The 17,368-nt window shown below is 45.6% G+C and carries 17 protein-coding genes; all 17 read right to left on the bottom strand.

The features are described 5' to 3' along the window. Nucleotides 1–103: 103 nt before the first annotated feature. A complete protein-coding gene (locus ASD24_RS13725; RefSeq protein ID WP_056696536.1) occupies nucleotides 104–514 on the bottom strand; it encodes an Asp23/Gls24 family envelope stress response protein in 411 nt (136 codons plus the stop codon). A 220-nt stretch (nucleotides 515–734) separates the two neighbouring features. Continuing rightward, nucleotides 735–2,078, bottom strand: a complete 1,344-nt coding sequence (accC, locus tag ASD24_RS13720; RefSeq protein ID WP_056696534.1) for an acetyl-CoA carboxylase biotin carboxylase subunit — start codon at nucleotides 2,076–2,078, stop codon at nucleotides 735–737. Nucleotides 2,079–2,133: 55 nt separating this feature from the next. Continuing rightward, nucleotides 2,134–2,598: an acetyl-CoA carboxylase biotin carboxyl carrier protein gene (gene accB / locus ASD24_RS13715; RefSeq protein ID WP_056696532.1), complete on the bottom strand. Its 465-nt coding sequence runs from the start codon at nucleotides 2,596–2,598 to the stop codon at nucleotides 2,134–2,136. 138 nt (nucleotides 2,599–2,736) lie between these two features. Continuing rightward, the gene (locus ASD24_RS13710) at nucleotides 2,737–3,573 is read right to left on the bottom strand and encodes a SpoIIIAH-like family protein (RefSeq protein WP_056696530.1); all 837 of its coding nucleotides are present in this window, start codon (nucleotides 3,571–3,573) and stop codon (nucleotides 2,737–2,739) included. 68 nt (nucleotides 3,574–3,641) lie between these two features. Continuing rightward, entirely contained in the window at nucleotides 3,642–4,280 is a 639-nt protein-coding gene (gene spoIIIAG / locus ASD24_RS13705) for a stage III sporulation protein AG (protein WP_056696528.1), read from the bottom strand. 15 nt (nucleotides 4,281–4,295) lie between these two features. Further along, the gene (spoIIIAF, locus tag ASD24_RS13700; protein WP_056696527.1) at nucleotides 4,296–5,171 is read right to left on the bottom strand and encodes a stage III sporulation protein AF; all 876 of its coding nucleotides are present in this window, start codon (nucleotides 5,169–5,171) and stop codon (nucleotides 4,296–4,298) included. Nucleotides 5,172–5,202: 31 nt separating this feature from the next. Beyond that, nucleotides 5,203–6,393, bottom strand: a complete 1,191-nt coding sequence (spoIIIAE, locus tag ASD24_RS13695; RefSeq protein WP_056696525.1) for a stage III sporulation protein AE — start codon at nucleotides 6,391–6,393, stop codon at nucleotides 5,203–5,205. Between the two features lie 21 nt (nucleotides 6,394–6,414). Beyond that, a complete protein-coding gene (gene spoIIIAD / locus ASD24_RS13690; RefSeq protein WP_056696523.1) occupies nucleotides 6,415–6,804 on the bottom strand; it encodes a stage III sporulation protein AD in 390 nt (129 codons plus the stop codon). Nucleotides 6,805–6,836: 32 nt separating this feature from the next. Continuing rightward, nucleotides 6,837–7,040: a stage III sporulation protein AC gene (spoIIIAC, locus tag ASD24_RS13685; protein WP_056696521.1), complete on the bottom strand. Its 204-nt coding sequence runs from the start codon at nucleotides 7,038–7,040 to the stop codon at nucleotides 6,837–6,839. A 29-nt stretch (nucleotides 7,041–7,069) separates the two neighbouring features. Next, nucleotides 7,070–7,588: a stage III sporulation protein SpoIIIAB gene (gene spoIIIAB, locus ASD24_RS13680; protein ID WP_056696518.1), complete on the bottom strand. Its 519-nt coding sequence runs from the start codon at nucleotides 7,586–7,588 to the stop codon at nucleotides 7,070–7,072. After that, nucleotides 7,581–8,585: a stage III sporulation protein AA gene (spoIIIAA, locus tag ASD24_RS13675; protein WP_056696516.1), complete on the bottom strand. Its 1,005-nt coding sequence runs from the start codon at nucleotides 8,583–8,585 to the stop codon at nucleotides 7,581–7,583. Before spoIIIAA ends, spoIIIAB begins: the two co-directional genes overlap by 8 nt. A gap of 279 nt (nucleotides 8,586–8,864) precedes the next feature. Beyond that, nucleotides 8,865–11,399: a beta-mannosidase gene (locus ASD24_RS13670; protein ID WP_056696514.1), complete on the bottom strand. Its 2,535-nt coding sequence runs from the start codon at nucleotides 11,397–11,399 to the stop codon at nucleotides 8,865–8,867. Between the two features lie 49 nt (nucleotides 11,400–11,448). Further along, nucleotides 11,449–12,738 (bottom strand): ABC transporter substrate-binding protein, encoded by a 1,290-nt coding sequence (locus ASD24_RS13665; protein ID WP_056696512.1) that lies wholly within the window; start codon nucleotides 12,736–12,738, stop codon nucleotides 11,449–11,451. Nucleotides 12,739–12,789: 51 nt separating this feature from the next. Beyond that, nucleotides 12,790–13,623, bottom strand: coding sequence for a carbohydrate ABC transporter permease (locus ASD24_RS13660; protein ID WP_156395443.1), 834 nt, complete (start codon nucleotides 13,621–13,623; stop codon nucleotides 12,790–12,792). Beyond that, a complete protein-coding gene (locus ASD24_RS13655; protein ID WP_056696959.1) occupies nucleotides 13,620–14,537 on the bottom strand; it encodes a carbohydrate ABC transporter permease in 918 nt (305 codons plus the stop codon). The genes ASD24_RS13660 and ASD24_RS13655 overlap by 4 nt, the downstream gene beginning before the upstream one ends. A gap of 249 nt (nucleotides 14,538–14,786) precedes the next feature. Beyond that, on the bottom strand, nucleotides 14,787–15,836 hold the full coding sequence (locus tag ASD24_RS13650) for a substrate-binding domain-containing protein (protein ID WP_056696510.1): 1,050 nt from the start codon (nucleotides 15,834–15,836) through the stop codon (nucleotides 14,787–14,789). A gap of 269 nt (nucleotides 15,837–16,105) precedes the next feature. Then, entirely contained in the window at nucleotides 16,106–17,359 is a 1,254-nt protein-coding gene (locus tag ASD24_RS13645; protein WP_056696508.1) for an aspartate kinase, read from the bottom strand. Nucleotides 17,360–17,368: the final 9 nt, after the last annotated feature.

Genomic DNA, 17,368 nt, shown 5'->3' with positions numbered 1-17,368 from the left:
ATCTGTTTCGCATGTTCCATCTTCAGCCAAACTTCAGATGAATTCAAGACTTGTCCAAGACGGGATAACCCCCGGCAGTTATGCCGGGGGAATCTGCCCTTTGTTATTTGACGCGTTGTGTGTTCACGTCAATTTCTTCCACTTTCTCAGCATTCTTGAATTGAACGTCGTGAATATGAACATTAACTTCGTTTACATTCAGTCCTGTCATATTCTCAATAGAGCGTTTCACGTTTTGCTGAATTTCAGTAGCCACCTGTGGAAGGCGGTATCCGTACTCAATAATAACGGAAACATCTACAGCAGCTTCGCGCTGTCCTACTTCGACTTTTACACCTTTGGAAAGGTTTTTGCGACCGAGCAATTCAGCAAATCCGCCTGCGAATCCGCCGCTCATGCCAGCCACTCCTTTTACTTCGACTGTAGCCAGTCCAGCAATGACTTCAATGACTTCAGGTGCGATCTGGATTTCACCGATATCCGTTCGTTCAAATTCTGTCGGTAATGTACTCATAACTGTTCAACACACCTTTCGCGAGATAAGTTTGCGGCAATCCGTGAGGGCGCAGGTACCAAGGTCTACGACCGTCAGATACCGTTCCGATCCGGCTTCACCGGAACTCCTGCATTTTATCTCCGCAAAGCGGGCTTATCCTTTACAGGAGACATGCGCTCTTATTATTAAATACTATATCATTTGGGCTACATTATGACAAACAAGCCCAATATGCATATTAAATCTCGTTTTCTTCAAGAAATTTAATATCGAAGTCACCACGAATGAACGTTGGGTGCTCCAGCAATTTCTGATGGAACGAGATCGTTGTGGAAATTCCTTCGATTGCAAACTCCGCGAGCGCACGTTTCATTTTGGCAATAGCTTCTTCCCGGTTTGCACCCCACACGATCAATTTTGCAATCATGGAGTCGTAGAACGGGGAGATTGTATAGCCTGGGTAAGCAGCGCTATCCACGCGCACACCAGGACCACCTGGTGCCAGATAAAATCCAATTTTGCCTGGAGAAGGCATGAAATTACGATCAGGATCTTCGGCATTAATCCGGCATTCGATAGACCAACCGTTGATCACCACATCTTCCTGACGGAATGAAAGTGGATTACCTTCTGCGACCGAGATCATCTCCCGAATCAGATCGATGCCAGTAACCATTTCTGTTACGGGATGCTCTACCTGAATACGTGTATTCATTTCCATGAAATAGAACTCACCATTCGGGCTGAGCAGGAATTCCAGCGTGCCCGCGCCAGAGTAATTTACTGCAAGCGCAGCGCGCACTGCAGCATCTCCCATCAGCGTACGCACTTCTTCATTCAGAACAGGACAAGGCGCCTCTTCGACCAATTTCTGACGGCGACGTTGAACGGAGCAATCACGCTCGCCAAGGTGAGCTGCATTGCCATGTTTGTCAGCAATAATCTGAATTTCAACGTGTTTCATACCCGTCAAGAATTTTTCGAGATATACGCCTGCATTACCAAACGCCTTCTGTGCTTCCTGCTGAGCTGCGGTAATTTGTTTTACCAGCGACTCTTCATCCTCAGCGATACGAATCCCTTTACCTCCGCCACCTGCGGTAGCTTTGATAATGACTGGGTAACCGATATCACGGCTGAGCATCACCGCTTCCTCGATGCTTTCGACAAGTCCGTCAGATCCAGGGATAACCGGGACGCCCGCGTCCTTCATCGTTTGCTTCGCAACTGCCTTATCTCCCATTTTGGTAATGGCTTCTGGAGATGGGCCGATAAATGTAATATTGCAAGACTCGCAAATTTCTGCAAAGTCAGCGTTCTCTGCCAAGAAACCATATCCTGGATGAACGGCATCACACTCGGTAAGCGTAGCCACACTCATGATGTTAGTAAAATTCAAATAGCTGTCCTTAGACAACGTCGGGCCGATACAATATGCCTCATCCGCTAGACGTACATGCAGTGAATCTTTATCTGCTTCCGAATAGACGGCTACCGTCGAAATACCGAGCTCACGGCACGCACGAATAATACGAACCGCAATCTCGCCACGGTTTGCAATCAGTATTTTTTGAAATTTCATTTCGTTATTGTCCTCCTTCGAAGCTCATGCGGTTGCCAATCTAGGGCAATAAACGTTATTCCGGTTTAACCAAGAACAGAGGTTGTCCGTATTCAACAAGTTGTCCATTCTCAACCAACACTTCAACGATTTCTCCCTTGATATCAGCATCAAGCTCGTTCATCAGCTTCATCGCTTCGATGATACAAACCGTTGTTTTTTCGGCAACTTTATCACCAACGCTTACAAAAGGACCTGCTTCCGGAGAAGAAGCTCTGTAAAAAGTACCTACCATTGGAGATACGATTTTATGTAAATGGCTTGTAGTATCGGCTTGTGGTGCATTTTCAGTGACCACTGCAGCAGGTTGAACCTGTGGAGCAGCAATAATTTGAGGTTGCACAGCAGCTGTTTGAACATATTCCGTTTTACCCGGTTTGCGTATAGAGAGACGTGATCCCTCATTTTCAATTTCCAACTCCTGAACGGAACTTTCATCTACCAGTTTGATCAGTTCTTTGATCTCGCTCAATTTAAACATTAGCATTATTCACTCCTTCGGCATCATGCCAGTCTCACTTAGACGGTCATATGGCTTTATGTATTATATCATAATCGTTAAAAATGGAAAGAGCCCGGGACTTTAACAAGTTCCCAGGCCTCCATACAAGCCCTTTCCTTACTGTTCTGTCACGTATTGAACACTGATTTTATTCTGCGCGACAGCCAGTTCCTTCATCACCAAATCCACAATGGAAACCGCTTGTTTTACATCCAGTTTGTCACTAAGCACCACGACTTTATACTTATCTTCATTTTCTTCGATAATCGCATTGGAAAATTGCTGGGAGAGCGTCTCTTCAATCCCGTTAATCTTAGCTGTTCTCTCTTCAAGTTCACGAATCTGCTCCGTAGCTTTAGCGTTCTCTTCTGGCGTTTTGCTAAGATCCCCAGCCACGGTCATGAGTTCCTCATATTTGCGATTGTTGCTTTCTTCCCTCTGCCATTGATAGTTTTGGAACTGACTGCTTGCGGACACCGCTGTGTTCTGCTCTTCCATCTCTTTCAGAACTTCCTCGTCGGTTTTAGTTGCATTCTCTTCTGTAGCTCCACTTGCCTCAGGGCTAGTTGTTGTTCCTTTGTCTGATTCCTTACCAACCTCACTCTTGCCCTCATTCGATTCAGCAGCTGGGGTTTTGCCTGGTTCTGCCGTTTCCTTACCTTCAACAGCAGCTGGATCATTTGATTCGGCTGTCGTTCCTTCTGTTCCCGTACTCGCATCCGTTTCATCCACTTCTCCGCCAGTAACAACTTCGTTCACAACCAAACCTTCTGTTGGATCAAGAATACCTGCTGTCTCCGTGGCCTCATCTTGCTTCATTCCATCCACTTGCTGGCTATCCGCAACAGGTGGATTCACAGGACCCGAGTCTTCTGTAAAGAGGTAATATGCAGACAAAATAACCATCAGACTGAGCATAGACACAAGCCATACCGTTTGGCGTTTGTTATTCATTAATACTTCCTCCTCGAATTAGCTTCAATCTTGAGTTACATCCTTAGCTCTTGGATCATTGATCCAGGCTAATCCTGCTTGCGCGGTACAACCGAGATTCGATAAGCGGCCACATTCAAGCCTTTTTCCACAGCATCGGTAATGAGATCCTTCACAACTTTGTTCTCTGCGCCTTTGGCTACAACAAGCACTCCGCGAATTTGTGGTTTCAGTTTTTTGGTCACAATCGGTGTCTGATCCCCTGAAATTTCATAAGTAATGATCTCACCATCCCTGGTGTATTGGGTCATGTGCCTCTTGCCCCCATTGGCATCTGTCTCTTCCGTAAGCTGCTGAGAGTCTTTCACATTGCGCTGAACCACTAACTCCTCTGTTGAATCCACGGTAACCATTACATCGACCGTTCCTACACCAACGATGTTCTCCAACACACTCTTGATCTTGTCCTCAAACGCCATCTCAATCGCCTGAAAAGGGTTCGGATCAGTCAAGTCATTTTGCATTGTCGCCATGGATGTCGCTGGATCAGGCGGCTCCCGGCCGATATTTTCCGTATCAATCTGTTTGACGTTAACAAATGAATTGAATAGCATGATGCCAACGCCGATTAACCCCAAAATAATGAGCCATCGGAATGTTTGACTTCGTCGACCTCCATCTTCTCCGCCGCCCAGCCATACTTCGATTTTTTTAAGCCACTTCCTCACCGCACACCCTCCTTCTTATAACGCCTGCGCGTTCTTTTGTTCTGTAACCTGCACCTGGCTCGCATCAATATCCCATTTCTCCGTCAACAGCGAGATAATCTGTACAGCATGCTTCGAACGGGATGAAGTATCACCGCCTTGAGGTTGAGTGAGCGTTTCCTGGCTGTCAGCGCCCGGCTCAGCTTCCGAATCAGCACTACCTTCATGACCATCAGACTGTTCTGAGGGAGAGCTTCCTGGAGGTTGCTCATCGGTTCTCACCTTAATCTGGACAGAAGGAATGTGAATGGCACCAACTTGTATAGGTTCTTGTCGGGATGAGGGTTCAACTGTTGCCTGAGCATCGTCTACTTCAAACACAGAGGTACTGCCTGCTTCGGCTTTGTTTAGTTCATCGCGAATCCTCGTCCCCTCCGCCTGACTACTCATTTTGACCATCACGCTTTGGATCACTGGTAAATGTACTGGAGCAGACGCTTCGAATTCCGGTTGAACCGTATCCATCAGAAGCCTTACCTCTACAGACTGAACTCGTTCCCCCGTGCTTTGTTCAATCTGGCCTTTCATCACTTTGGCTAGTTCCTTCGCAGTCCACGTTAAGGATTGCTCCTGTTCATTCAGCTGCAGGCGTTTCCCCTGTGCCAATATCTGCTCCAAAGTGGCGTTCCCCTCTGATGGAGATTCCATAGCAGTCATTGCTCGCTTGAGTTCAGCAACTGGATCACTCTTAAGCAATTTAGTTATAGGTGATAGGAGGGTAAGCAGGATAAGGAGGCTCAGCACAAGCTTGACGTAACGCTCCATTGAGCGATTGGGCAGTAGCATATCCACAAACGTTGCGAGCAAAACAATCATGATTAATTCCTGGAGCCAGTTGCTCAGCCACCCCATCCTTCTCATCTCCTTTCTATGTATTGTTTCATCACCTCATCATGACAGTCAGGTTCCCTGCTGTGAGCAGGATGGTGATTGCCAAGAAAAACATGAGTCCGACGGCAGCTAATGCTGCGAATACATAAATCATTGATTTCCCAATCGCTTGTAGACATCCTACGATTGGTGTATCACCTAGTGGCTGCATGATCGCTCCAGTAATGTTGTATATGAGTGCAAGGGTTAGAATTTTGAGTGCAGGGAACGCACACAAAAACAGAATGATGATAACTCCCGTAAGACCAATTGCATTTTTCACCAGCAGCGAAGCTGTAATGACCGTGTCTGTCGCATCTGCAAATGTCCTGCCTACGACGGGAACAAAGTTCCCTGCGATATACTTGGCAGCTTTTAAACTAACCCCATCGGCAACGGAGCCTGATGCACCCTGCACCGAAATTACACCTAGAAACATCGTTAATAGAATACCGAGTAAGGCCACGCTGATATTACGCAGGAGATCTGCAAGCTGTGTGAGCTTGTACTTATCCGACAGCGAACTGACAAGATGCAACACGGCTGAGAAGAAAAGCAGCGGAAACACCAGCATGTGAATTAATGTGCTCACGAGGTGAATCATGAAGATAATCAGCGGGTGAGTGACCGAGACGGTCACCACATTCCCCATCGACGCAAGTAACGTGAAGAGCAGGGGAACCATCGCCATCATAAAACTCACCATGCCCTCAATGGCGTCCTTGGCATAACCTATGGCTACGCTGAAACTGTTGATGGCAATGACGATAATGACCATATAACAGATGGAATAGGCGATCTTACTAATGTTGTTTTTCTCAAATGCCGTCTGTAATGTCTCCAGAATCATACTTAGTACGCTTAACATCACTATGGTTACTAACAATTTGCCGTTATACAGGATTTCATGCAGCATGAATGTTCCAATTGCTATAAATACCGACTTCAGACTAAATCCTTCATTGCCCGGAATTAACATATCCATGAAAGAGGGTGTTTTCCCCTCTGGGAAAAATCCACCATATTGCCCCATGAGCTGATCCCAGTATTTCTCCACTTGATCCTTCGGAAGCTGGTCAGCCTGCTGCTGCATCCATCCTCCGGATGGTGCACTTGCGGTAACATGTCCCACCATCGCAAACAGAAAACATAGCATTAGTACAAAAGTAAGGCTCCACTGCGGCTTGAAATGGTTGTTGTTCATCAAAAGTCCGCATGCCTCCTTCTAAACCGGCATTAGTTTCATGACGGTTTCGATAATAATGCTAATAATGGGTATAGCGAGAACCAGAATCAGAACTTTTCCCGTAAGCTCTATTTTCGAAGCAATGCTCTCCTGACCTGCATCTCTTACAATCTGGGCACCGAATTCCGCAATGTAGGCTATGCCTATAATTTTCAATACGGTTTTCAGATAGATGCTCTCCATACCTGAGTTTTCAGCGAGTCGCTTCAACACCTCGATGACTGCACCAATTTTGCCAATCAGTAGCATAAAAATGACTATGCCTGTAGCCGCAGCGATGAGAAATGCAAACATAGGCTTCTGCTCTTTGATGACAAGAATGAGGACTGTTGCAATCAACGCTAGCCCTACCACTTGAATAATTTCCACGGGTCACCACCATCCTGGCTTCATGACCGTTTTCATTGGAAAAGGAAGATCGATTTGATCTCTTGCAGCAATCCGTCTAACATACGAACAACCATGAATAATACAACGACGAATCCGATAACAGTTACCCAGTGCGCCATATCTTCCTTTCCCATTTGTTTCAGCACCGTGTGAATCATTGCAATGATGATTCCGATGCCCGCAATTTGGAAAATTGCGTTCACTTCTAGATTCATGACCTTGGCACCTCACTATCCCGGCAATTTCAGAAGATCAGAATGACGATTAACGCTCCGACAAGCATCCCAAGGCTACGGCTCATCCGTTCATATTTCATTTGGTCAGCCTGTGCACGGGATTCTTCATGCATGAGTTGTTGAATGGCTAGCGAGATATGTTTGGTCTGATCCTGACGGTCGCTGGTGCCAAGACTGAAACTTAACTGCAACATGACTTCTCGCTCATCAGCTTTCATTGCGGACTTGTTCCACATGTATTCAATGCCAGCCTGAAGACTTTCACGTGCAGTGTGTCCGTTTGGCGGATTCATCTGATCTGCTGCATGGAGAAACAATGATCGTACAGGTTCCTTCGTTTGAGCTCCCATTTTCCCCATAGCATCAGGAAGCGGGGTCAATCCATAATTAATCTCCGTCATCAGTCGTTGTAATGCAGCAATTAATTCCCGCAACTGTCGTGGTCTGAGAGCAAATTGCCTTGCACGGTAAAAGCCAGCCAGTGTGCTTGCGAACAAGATAATGACAGCACCCAGCATGTTAACCAAATGCCTCACCTCCTGCATCCGGTTGCTGTAAAACACGCATTTTCCCATCTGCCAAACGAAAGTTCATCCCTCGGCTCGTCCGCCTAAGTTGCACATAACGCTGGAACATCTGTTCCTGGATGAGTGTTCTTAGTGCTGGCCTAGAAGATAACTCTCCCAGATCCCTCCCATGTGCAGTCGCAATCACCGAAACTCCCGAATGCAGTGCCTCCATAACAGCTTCCGCATCCTCTGGACGACCAATCTCGTCCACAATAATTACGTCTGGAGACATGGAGCGAAGCATCATCATCATGCCTTCTGCCTTTGGACATCCATCCATCACATCTGTGCGTGGGCCAACATCGAAGCCGGGTACCCCTTTATAACTCCCAGCGATTTCGGAACGCTCATCCACAATGCCTACCTTAAGTCGAGGACGAAGCCCTTGCACGAACTCGCTTCCACCTACCAGTCTGCAACCATTGCTTATTTGTCTTGCTAGGTCGCGCAGCAATGTCGTCTTGCCTTGTTGTGGAGGGGATAAAATTAACGTATGGAATACCTGCCCGCTTTTCATGTCCAGAAGGTAAGGCAGAATACGATCAGCCACACCATGAACTTCTCGGGCAACCCTTACATTGAATCCATTGATATCGCGTAAGGTTTCCACCCGTCCACCACTTAGCACCGTTCGACCAGCAAGTCCGATCCGATGTCCTCCGGGAATGGTAATGAATCCTTTACGAAGTTCTTCTTCCAATGTATAGAGAGAGTGATTACTAATCAGATCTAGCAGCCTGTGCGTTACTTCTTTCTGCGGAATGTAGGCTTCTTCAGGCTTAGCTGTCAGGCTGCCCTGTGCGGTAAGAAAGTGATAGGTATCTCCAGCATTGATCTCGAGCGGTCTCCCTTCCCGGATGCGCACTTCCTCCACTTTCTCTAATACGGCAGGCGGCATTCTCCCTAGAATGGTTCGGATCGGTTCCGGAAAAAGCTCCTTCCAGTTCACTTTCATGAGTAGGCTCCTCCAACCTTGTAATCAAATTGATCTCGTTGCTGGTGCTTGTTCATATCTCATGTTTATGCCTGTACATCGAATTTATGACGCTGAATCTAGCAATTCTTTTTAACTGCAAAATGAGAGACGTCACTTCTTGCTCCATGTCAAAAAAACCGAAATAGGAAAGCATCGTTCATGCTTCCCTGTTTCGGTCTTTTGTCGAATTAGTATAGAGGTTGTTCAAAAAGTCCTCTTTTGATTACGTAGCATGCCTTGAGGCACCTTACTCATCCATCAACTTGTTAGTGTAGCGGGTACCTCTTCGGCATTTAATGCTGATACGGTGATATGTTGATATTCAAGTGCTTGCCCATCTGCCTGACGTATATCAATGGTTCGCTGCTCCCCTGGAAGAAGATCAAAATAGTTATCACTCATGCGCACATTACCTTGCGGAATCAGAATTTGAACCATTCTAGCTACCGCATCGTTTGCTTGCACAAGCAATTGCTGGGTTTCTTCATTATATGAAGCGTGAATGCTGCTCGAACGAAGTTGTACATCTTTTGCATCGCGTAAATAATAAACGTTATCTAGGCACTCCCATGCAGGCGCAGATAACTTCAGTACCGCTTGTTCTGGAGGCAGATCTTGCAACACTTGCTTTTCGTCCCACTCTCCTAGTTTCACGACACCATTGGCTTCCACTTCGGCATGCAGCTCCATACGATGAATCGAATGACCCTGCATATCATAAACCTCGAGGATGACCAGCCCATAAAGAGAAGATAAGTGATCATTAATCACCCACAACTCTAACAGCTCCCCAGGTTCATGGTTCAGACTTAATAGTAATGGATGATAAAATTTACGTGCATAATAATAGGATGCTTTTGGAAGTAACTCATAATCAATTAACGACCAACTGGTTCCAGGCCAACTGTCGCCGTGCTGCCATATTAATGAGCCACTTGTGCGTGCTTTGTTACGTCTATAATGCTCAATCCCATATTTCAATCCCTCAGCCTGAGTTAGCATTGAGAACTGGATATACTCATCTAGATCTTGGGGTATTCCTGTGAACCCTTCCATAAGCAAAATGCCCTTCTGATGGTTCGTATCCTTGTTACGATAAGCCATTTCAACGCTTCCCCAATAGAATTGATCCTCTGGAATATGTCGTTCCAACGTATACTTCGTAGCCGAGGCATGCATACCAAATTCACTACTGAATAACGTGAAATCATTTTTATAGTTTTTGAACGTGACGCCCTCTACACTGTAATCTAGCAAAGGCACCTCACCAAATTTACGTGGATAGACGGAACCATGCCATACTTGCCAGTTGTGACGATCTCCATGATTCGGATCATTCGCATCATTCCCGCCATAAGGAGATGAGGGCCAATATTGGCGTGCAGGATCAAGCTGTTCTAGCAATTCTGGTAAAATATCATGATAAATGGTCTCACCGTAAAATGGTGTCGTGATTTCGCCAGATGACGATTTCATATCGTACAGCCAGTCAATTTCATTATTGCCGCACCATAAAGCCAGTGATGCATGATTGCGCAGCCTCTGAATGTTGCAAATGGCCTCCTGCCGTACATTTTCCACAAAATCAGCGTTGTAATCAGGGAAAAGTGCGTTGGCAAAAGCAAAGTCCTGCCATACTAATAACCCGAGCTCATCACATAGATCGTAAAAGACATCTTTTTCATAAATGCCTCCTGCCCAGATTCTTAGCATGTTCATATTAGCTTCTACGCCCAGCATAATCAGATGTTTATATCGAGAGTCAGGTGCGGCTCCAATTAGATTATCTACTGGAATCCAGTTTGAGCCTTTGGCAAACATCTTCACGCCGTTAATATGAAAAGCAAATGCAGGCTGTCCATGTTCATCTTCCAGCACCAGCTCCACGGTTCGGATTCCAATTCGTTGCTCTCTTCGATCTATCTCCACCCCGTCTGCATACAAGACAGTTTCCAGTTGATAGAGGTAGGGCTTACCTAGATCATGCGTCCACCATAATTGTGGCTGTGATACTTGCAGATCGAACCCTACCTTACCACTTAGCAACTCATCGTCTGCTTGAGCCACAACCTGCTGATTCTCATCAAGTAGACGAGCACGGTAGGTCAGATGACCACATCCACGATACTTTTTCGCTTCAAGCTCAACTTTAATATCCGCCTCTTGGTTGTCACAGCGCTTCGTGTATGCATATACCCCTTCCAACTTGGCTTGCACATGACGCTCCAGCCTAACCTTGCCCCAGATCCCTACGGTTACGATGCGTGGTCCCCAGTCCCAACCGTAATTCATCGCTGCCTTCCGAATCCATGGACGTTCCTTTGTGTACGACGACCATTGCATCAATGCTTTGTCTCTGTGATGAAGGTAGAGTGGATCAAAGCGGACAGCAATCGTATTTTTGCCTTGGCGTATAACGCGGGAGACATCATACACATACGTTCGGTGCATATTGCTGGCCGTTCCAATCTCAAGACCATTTACATAAACCGTAGCATGCGTATCTAACCCTTCAAAAATTAATTCCCAGCGCTCTTGTTTGGTTGGATCGGAATCCATCTGAAAGCGTGTGCGGTACCACCACTCCTTCTGCTCCACCCAGCGCGAATTGATATCATTATGACCATAATATGGATGATCAATTAGCTTACGTTCAATCAGCGTGGAATGTACATCACCCGGTACACTCGCACTGATCCAGAAACGGTCATCCAAGTCTGCATCCGCAATGGTCAGCGGCGGTTTCTCGCCCACTTCATATTGCTGAATTCTCCAATTATCACTTAATAGCATGGTTTCTGCCTCCATCTATATCATTCAATGTCCATCCAATGAGTTTTATTTATTTTATTTTACTTTCGGCCTGTTTACCTTTCTCCACCAATACATCATAAGCTGCATCCAATGTCACCTGTCCAAACATAACGCTCTCCATCTCCGACTTATACGTAGCCGTAAAATCTTCAGCACCAGCAGGCGCAGGATAGAAAGGTAATGCCTTCGGTTTAGCAACATCAAGCAATTCTTTACCGAAACGTTCTCCATCCGTAAGATTAGGCTCAAGGGAAGCGTACACTTCATCATCAATTGGAATACCGCGTGTCATCCCCAAAGTTTGACCTGCTTCCGGGTCAGATATGAACCATTTGATAAACTCTTTCGCCTGCTCAACATTTTTGGAATTTGCACTTACAGAGAAGAAAATCGTTGACTGAGCCCAGCCACCTCCACTCTCGCCGATCGGATTGCTGTTCACAGCTAGCTGACCTGGTTTAAGTGCTTCAATTGCACTCGCCGAGCCGACCGATGCTGTACGAAGCATAACTTTACCAGAACCCAGTGAGTCGAGCTGCGGATCATTCTCTTTAAAAGCTAACTGCTGATCTGCTGGCGGTACAACACCTTCTTTTTGAAAATCGGCATAGATGTTGTTAAATTCGAAAAAGGTATCTTTATCTAGATTGAATTTTCCATCTTGGAAGATAGGTCCTTTACCTTTGGCAGTCTGATAAAATTGATAGAATTCCCAGATGTTGCGCAGGTCGTCGATCGGATATTTATCCTCTGGCAACTTGCTCCGCGCCTCTTTTGCATAAGCAAAGAAATCATCCCAAGTCCAGTTGTTAAAAGGTAATTTGATTCCGTATTTCTCTAGTGTCACTTTATCATAGACTAATCCTGCACCATTGTAGCTCAAAGGCACTCCGTACAACTTGCCATCAATCTTAATGTTCTCCAGCACCTTCTCATCCACAATGCCACTCAAGTCCAGATCAGATAGGTCCGCCAATTGCCCACGCTTCGCATAGCCTTGAATGTACGCTGCATCCATTTGCAGAATATCTGGGAGAGAGGATGATGCCGCAAGGGTAGGGAGCTTCTGCCAGTATCCATCCCATGATGTAAACTCTGTTGTGAGTTTGACATCCGTATGTTTCGATGTGTATAGTTCGATTGCTTTTTTGGTTGCTTCATGCCGAGCATCCGACCCCCACCACATCATTTTGAGTGTGCCGTTGCCCTGGCCTTCACTTGCGCCAGAATTGGATCCTCCTGCACAGCCTGTCACCATGACCGCAGCCAGCACACCGATCGTCAAAGTCTTTAACCAACGTTTACCTTTGATCACCATTGAATGACACTCCCTTGTATGTGAAGTTAATGTGATACCTCTCACCAAAAATCAACCCTTGATCCCTGTTGTCGCGATACCTTCCACAAAATGCTTTTGAGCGATAAAAAAGACGATTGCTGAAGGAACAACGGACAGTAATGACATCGCGAGCAATTGACCCCACTGTACCTCAAACTGATCAATAAACATCCGAAGTCCAAGCCCCACCGTAAACTTTTCTACCGAATTGAGGTATAGCAATTGCGAGAAAAAGTCGTCCCAGCTCCATAAGAAGGTGAAAATCGCTACGGTCACAAGTGCAGGCTTGATTAGCGGAGCAATAATACGGAAGAAGATACCGTAAACGGAGGCTCCATCAATCTGCGCCGCTTCATCCAGTTCGCGTGGAATACCACGAATGAATTGCACAATCAAGAATATGAAGAATGCGCCGCCCCCGAAGAAATGTGGCAATATCAGCGGAACATAACTATCCACTAAACCAAGTTTGTTAAACAAAATGTACTGTGGCACAACGGTTACTTGCGAAGGCAGCATCATCGTTAGAAGCAGAACCGAAAACCAGAAGTTACGAAATCGGAAATTCAACCGACCGAATCCATAACCGACAAGAGCCGCTGTTACAACCCCACCTAGTACATTCCAAAACTCCATCATTAACGTATTGGCAAAAAAACGAGCAAACGTAAAATCAGACGTAAAGTTCCAGCCGTTGCTGTAGTTCTCCCATAACCAGGTCGTTGGCCATAATGACGGTGAGGATAGCTCCGTTGTGCTTTTGAAGGAGGCTCCAATCCACCACAACACCGGGTAAATCATGAGCAGTGAAAATGGAATCAGAATAAGATGTGCCTTCCATGTCTTCTGACTGCTAGTTATCATTTTGATTTACCTCCTTCGGATTCATAGAAGACCCAGTATTTAGATACGATGAAATTCAGTGCTGTAAAGACACCGATAATGACAAGCAGAATCCATGCCAGCGCTGAAGCGTAACCCATTTGAAACTGCTTGAACGCCTTATCGTAAAGGAACAATACATACATGTACGTAGAATTCGCCGGCCCTCCAGCGGTAATGACAAAAGCTGATGTGAACATTTGAAATGAGTTAATTATGCCGAGTACAAGGTTGAAGAACATGACTGGTGAGAGCATCGGGATGGTGATAGAGAAAAATTTACGAATACTACTAGCTCCATCCACAGAGGCGGATTCATATAGATCTTTTGGAATCTGCTTCAATCCAGCTAGAAAAATGACCATTGTTGACCCAAACTGCCAGGCATTCAGCAAGATCAGAGTACCCAGTGCTGTATTCGGATTGGATATCCAGCCGATTCCGGTAATCCCAAACCAGCCAAGTACGTGGTTTATGTAACCATCCATGCCGAACATGTTCCGCCACAACGCAGACACTGCAATGCTGCCTCCAATCAAGGACGGAAAGTAAATCGCAGTACGATAGACATTCATGCCCTTAATGTCCTTGTTCAGCAAAATCGCAACCATGAGTGAGAAGAAAAGCTTAATTGGTACCGCTAGTAGCACAAATACAAACGTGACTGTAAGCGATTTCAAAAATAATTTGTCAGATTGTAATATTTCGCTATAGTTACGCGTACCTACCCATGTTGGCGAATCTAAAAGAGAATAGTCTGTGAACGAAAGATAGAACGATTGCAGAATCGGCCACAGTGTTAATAGCAGAAAACCAATCAGCCAAGGCGAGATAAACACATAACCAGCCACATTCTGCTGGTAGATCCAGCCGATTCCCCGCTTTTTGCCGAACATAGCATTACCCCGTTTCCATTGTAGTCTGTCAGCGTGAAACGCTGTATCTGAGTACATCATAGTCATTTCCGAAGTATTCTGTCAACTAATTTATCAATAATATTATGTTTACAAAATTTTAATAGGTTTACTTTAAGCGTTTACATAAATAAATAATATGAATATTTCTCGTTTGATAGATATTCATTTCATACCAAATAGGCTATCCTTTACATTCACCTGTAATGGATAACCTCATATGGTTGTATGTTAGACTAGGCTATCAATGCTGCCTTTGATAATCAGCTCACCTTGAATTAGTCTCTTCTCATAAGGCATTGTGATATGCTTCAGCCTCCATTGCATGATTTCTACTGCCTGCACTCCTAGCGCCTCAGTCTCCGCGTTTACAGTACACAACTCAGGATATTGCGCCTGAACGTCAGGATCGTTGTCAAAAGCAACAACTGAAATATCGGCAGGGATTCGTTTACCTTGTCTCTCCAATTCAGCCATGCATAATGAAGCCACCTTATCGTTGGCACATACAATCGCAGTAGTCGAAGAGGCCTCTATCAACTGTTGCATCGCTGTGCGAATCAGCTCTAGATTTTCATGATGATGTGTCGGTCTAATCTGTAGCAGCTCTTTATGTGGGGTGTAAGGTATACCATTTTCATCAAGAATCGCCTTGAATCCACTCCAACGATCGGCAAAACTACGGGCATACGACCAATCTCCTACAAACTGAATATCTCGATGGCCTTTACCAATCAGAAATTTCGTTAGCTTACGATAAATATCATAATTGTTCATAAACACCGTATCTGAAGCAACCAACTCATCCTCGTGATCTATAATAACAAAAGGAATACCAAGTGAACGTAACTCAACCAGCATAGCTGTATCAATCAGTCCGATCCCGATGATACCCAGTAACGCCTCTGGGCGCATGAGTTTGTTAAAATTATGAGGACTGTCGTCTGTAATGAGTACGGATGAAATCCCATGCTCTTCTAAACCGCGAAACACCCCTTCAAGCACGCGCCCCCAATAAAAAGATTCTCTATTCTGACTACGGATATTGGGAAAAAGTATACCAATCATGCGCTCTTCTTCCTCTGTCTGCGTCTTAGGAGCCATCGTGCGTCTAGTTAGTTGCTGATCCAAATAACCTAGATTCGAAGCCACTTCAAATATTCGTTCACGTGTTGCCGTACTGATACCTGCCTTGCCAGATAACGCTTTGGATACTGCATATTTGGATACACCAACTCTATCGGCAATTTCCTGCATCGTTACCTTTTTCTTCTTGTCCAACGCTACTCCACCCGCCTCTTCTAAAAGGTTTACAAAACGATTTTGTAAACCAAACTGACACGTTTACATCATAACAAAAGAGATGCATGCTGTATAGGAATGATGTCGTCGTTCCTAAGACTCATCGGAAGTCAACAATGCGCTGAAGGCGGCATAACGTATAATAACGAACCAAAAAAGGCTAACCGAATGTGCTTCGATTAGCCTTTTCTTATGCCTATCGGTCTATGTTGCTACGAACCAGACTTCCAGACGATATACTGATGCAATTATCGACGAACTTGCGGCCCGCCAACTACAGCTTGTTCCGCTGTGTCGAGGTCATACGCTGTGTGCAATGCCTTGATTACATCATGCAGTTTCTCCCCATCAATGACACAGGAGACTTTGATCTCAGAAGTGCTTACCATTTTGATGCTCACACCTTCACCTGAGATCACTTGGAACATCTTCGCAGCCACGCCTGGATGGCTCACCATACCTGCGCCAACGATCGATACTTTAACCAAGTTATCTTCAGAAGTCACTTCACGATACGGTAAACGGCTATGGAGGCTCTCAATGACACGCAATGCGTTCTCACGATCAGACAATGCTACGGAGAAGGAGAAGTCTGCTTTCCCGTCCATTACACCACTTTGCACGATGATATCAACGTCAAGCTGCTCAGACGCCAGAGCACCAAACACTTCTGCCAGAACTCCTGGGGCATCTGGAACACCCAAAATGCTGATGCGAGCTACGTTTTTGTCATAGGCAATACCACTAACCACTACACCTTGTTCCATCGTTGCTTCCTCCTTCACAACCGTTCCTTCATTATGGTTAAAGCTGGATCTTACAATCAAAGGTACACCGGAATGCTTCGCGTACTCAACTGCACGCGGGTGCAAAACGGCTGCGCCCAGATTTGCTAATTCCAGCATTTCGTCATACGAAATTTCTTTCAGCTTACGCGCAACCTTCACGATCCTTGGATCGGTAGAATAAATTCCGTCCACATCCGTATAGATCTCGCACGCATCCGCTTGAATAGCTGCTGCCAGGGCTACGGCCGTTGTGTCCGAGCCGCCCCGACCTAATGTAGTGATCTCACCGTCTTCCGTCATCCCTTGGAAACCGGCAACGATAACAATATTTCCGTCCTCAAGCGCTCTAATCACTCGCTCAGGCTGAATATCGTTAATACGCGCTTTGCCATGAACTGGCTCTGTGCGGAAACCAGCTTGCCAGCCTGTAAACGACACAGCTTTGCGTCCAAGTGCTTGAATAGCCATGGATAACAAAGAGATTGAGATCTGTTCTCCAGTTGTAAGAAGCATATCCATCTCACGTGCTGGTAACTCACTATTCAATTGTTTCGCTTGATCAATCAAATCATCGGTTGTATCTCCCATTGCCGAAACGACAACTACACACTGATGGCCTTCATCCATTTTCTCTACAACACGTCCAGCTACACGTTTCATACGCTCCGTGTCTCCGACCGAGCTGCCCCCAAATTTCATGACGTACAATGACAACGCAAATCC

Origin of the sequence: Paenibacillus sp. Root52 (genome assembly GCF_001426865.1) — a bacterium.
Taxonomy (GTDB): Bacteria; Bacillota; Bacilli; order Paenibacillales; family Paenibacillaceae; genus Paenibacillus.
Note: the sequence above shows the minus strand (reverse complement) of the source record. Positions and strands in the feature narration are given on the sequence as shown.

What these genes read in the sequence shown, in the direction of transcription:
- ASD24_RS13725 (WP_056696536.1), bottom strand. Translation starts at nt 514, where the DNA reads ATGAGTACATTACCGACAGAATTTGAACGAACGGATATCGGTGAAATC.
- accC (WP_056696534.1), bottom strand. Translation starts at nt 2,078, where the DNA reads ATGAAATTTCAAAAAATACTGATTGCAAACCGTGGCGAGATTGCGGTT.
- accB (WP_056696532.1), bottom strand. Translation starts at nt 2,598, where the DNA reads ATGTTTAAATTGAGCGAGATCAAAGAACTGATCAAACTGGTAGATGAA.
- ASD24_RS13710 (WP_056696530.1), bottom strand. Translation starts at nt 3,573, where the DNA reads ATGAATAACAAACGCCAAACGGTATGGCTTGTGTCTATGCTCAGTCTG.
- spoIIIAF (WP_056696527.1), bottom strand. Translation starts at nt 5,171, where the DNA reads ATGGGGTGGCTGAGCAACTGGCTCCAGGAATTAATCATGATTGTTTTG.
- spoIIIAE (WP_056696525.1), bottom strand. Translation starts at nt 6,393, where the DNA reads ATGAACAACAACCATTTCAAGCCGCAGTGGAGCCTTACTTTTGTACTA.
- spoIIIAC (WP_056696521.1), bottom strand. Translation starts at nt 7,040, where the DNA reads ATGAATCTAGAAGTGAACGCAATTTTCCAAATTGCGGGCATCGGAATC.
- spoIIIAA (WP_056696516.1), bottom strand. Translation starts at nt 8,585, where the DNA reads ATGAAAGTGAACTGGAAGGAGCTTTTTCCGGAACCGATCCGAACCATT.
- ASD24_RS13670 (WP_056696514.1), bottom strand. Translation starts at nt 11,399, where the DNA reads ATGCTATTAAGTGATAATTGGAGAATTCAGCAATATGAAGTGGGCGAG.
- ASD24_RS13665 (WP_056696512.1), bottom strand. Translation starts at nt 12,738, where the DNA reads ATGGTGATCAAAGGTAAACGTTGGTTAAAGACTTTGACGATCGGTGTG.
- ASD24_RS13660 (WP_156395443.1), bottom strand. Translation starts at nt 13,623, where the DNA reads ATGATAACTAGCAGTCAGAAGACATGGAAGGCACATCTTATTCTGATT.
- ASD24_RS13655 (WP_056696959.1), bottom strand. Translation starts at nt 14,537, where the DNA reads ATGTTCGGCAAAAAGCGGGGAATCGGCTGGATCTACCAGCAGAATGTG.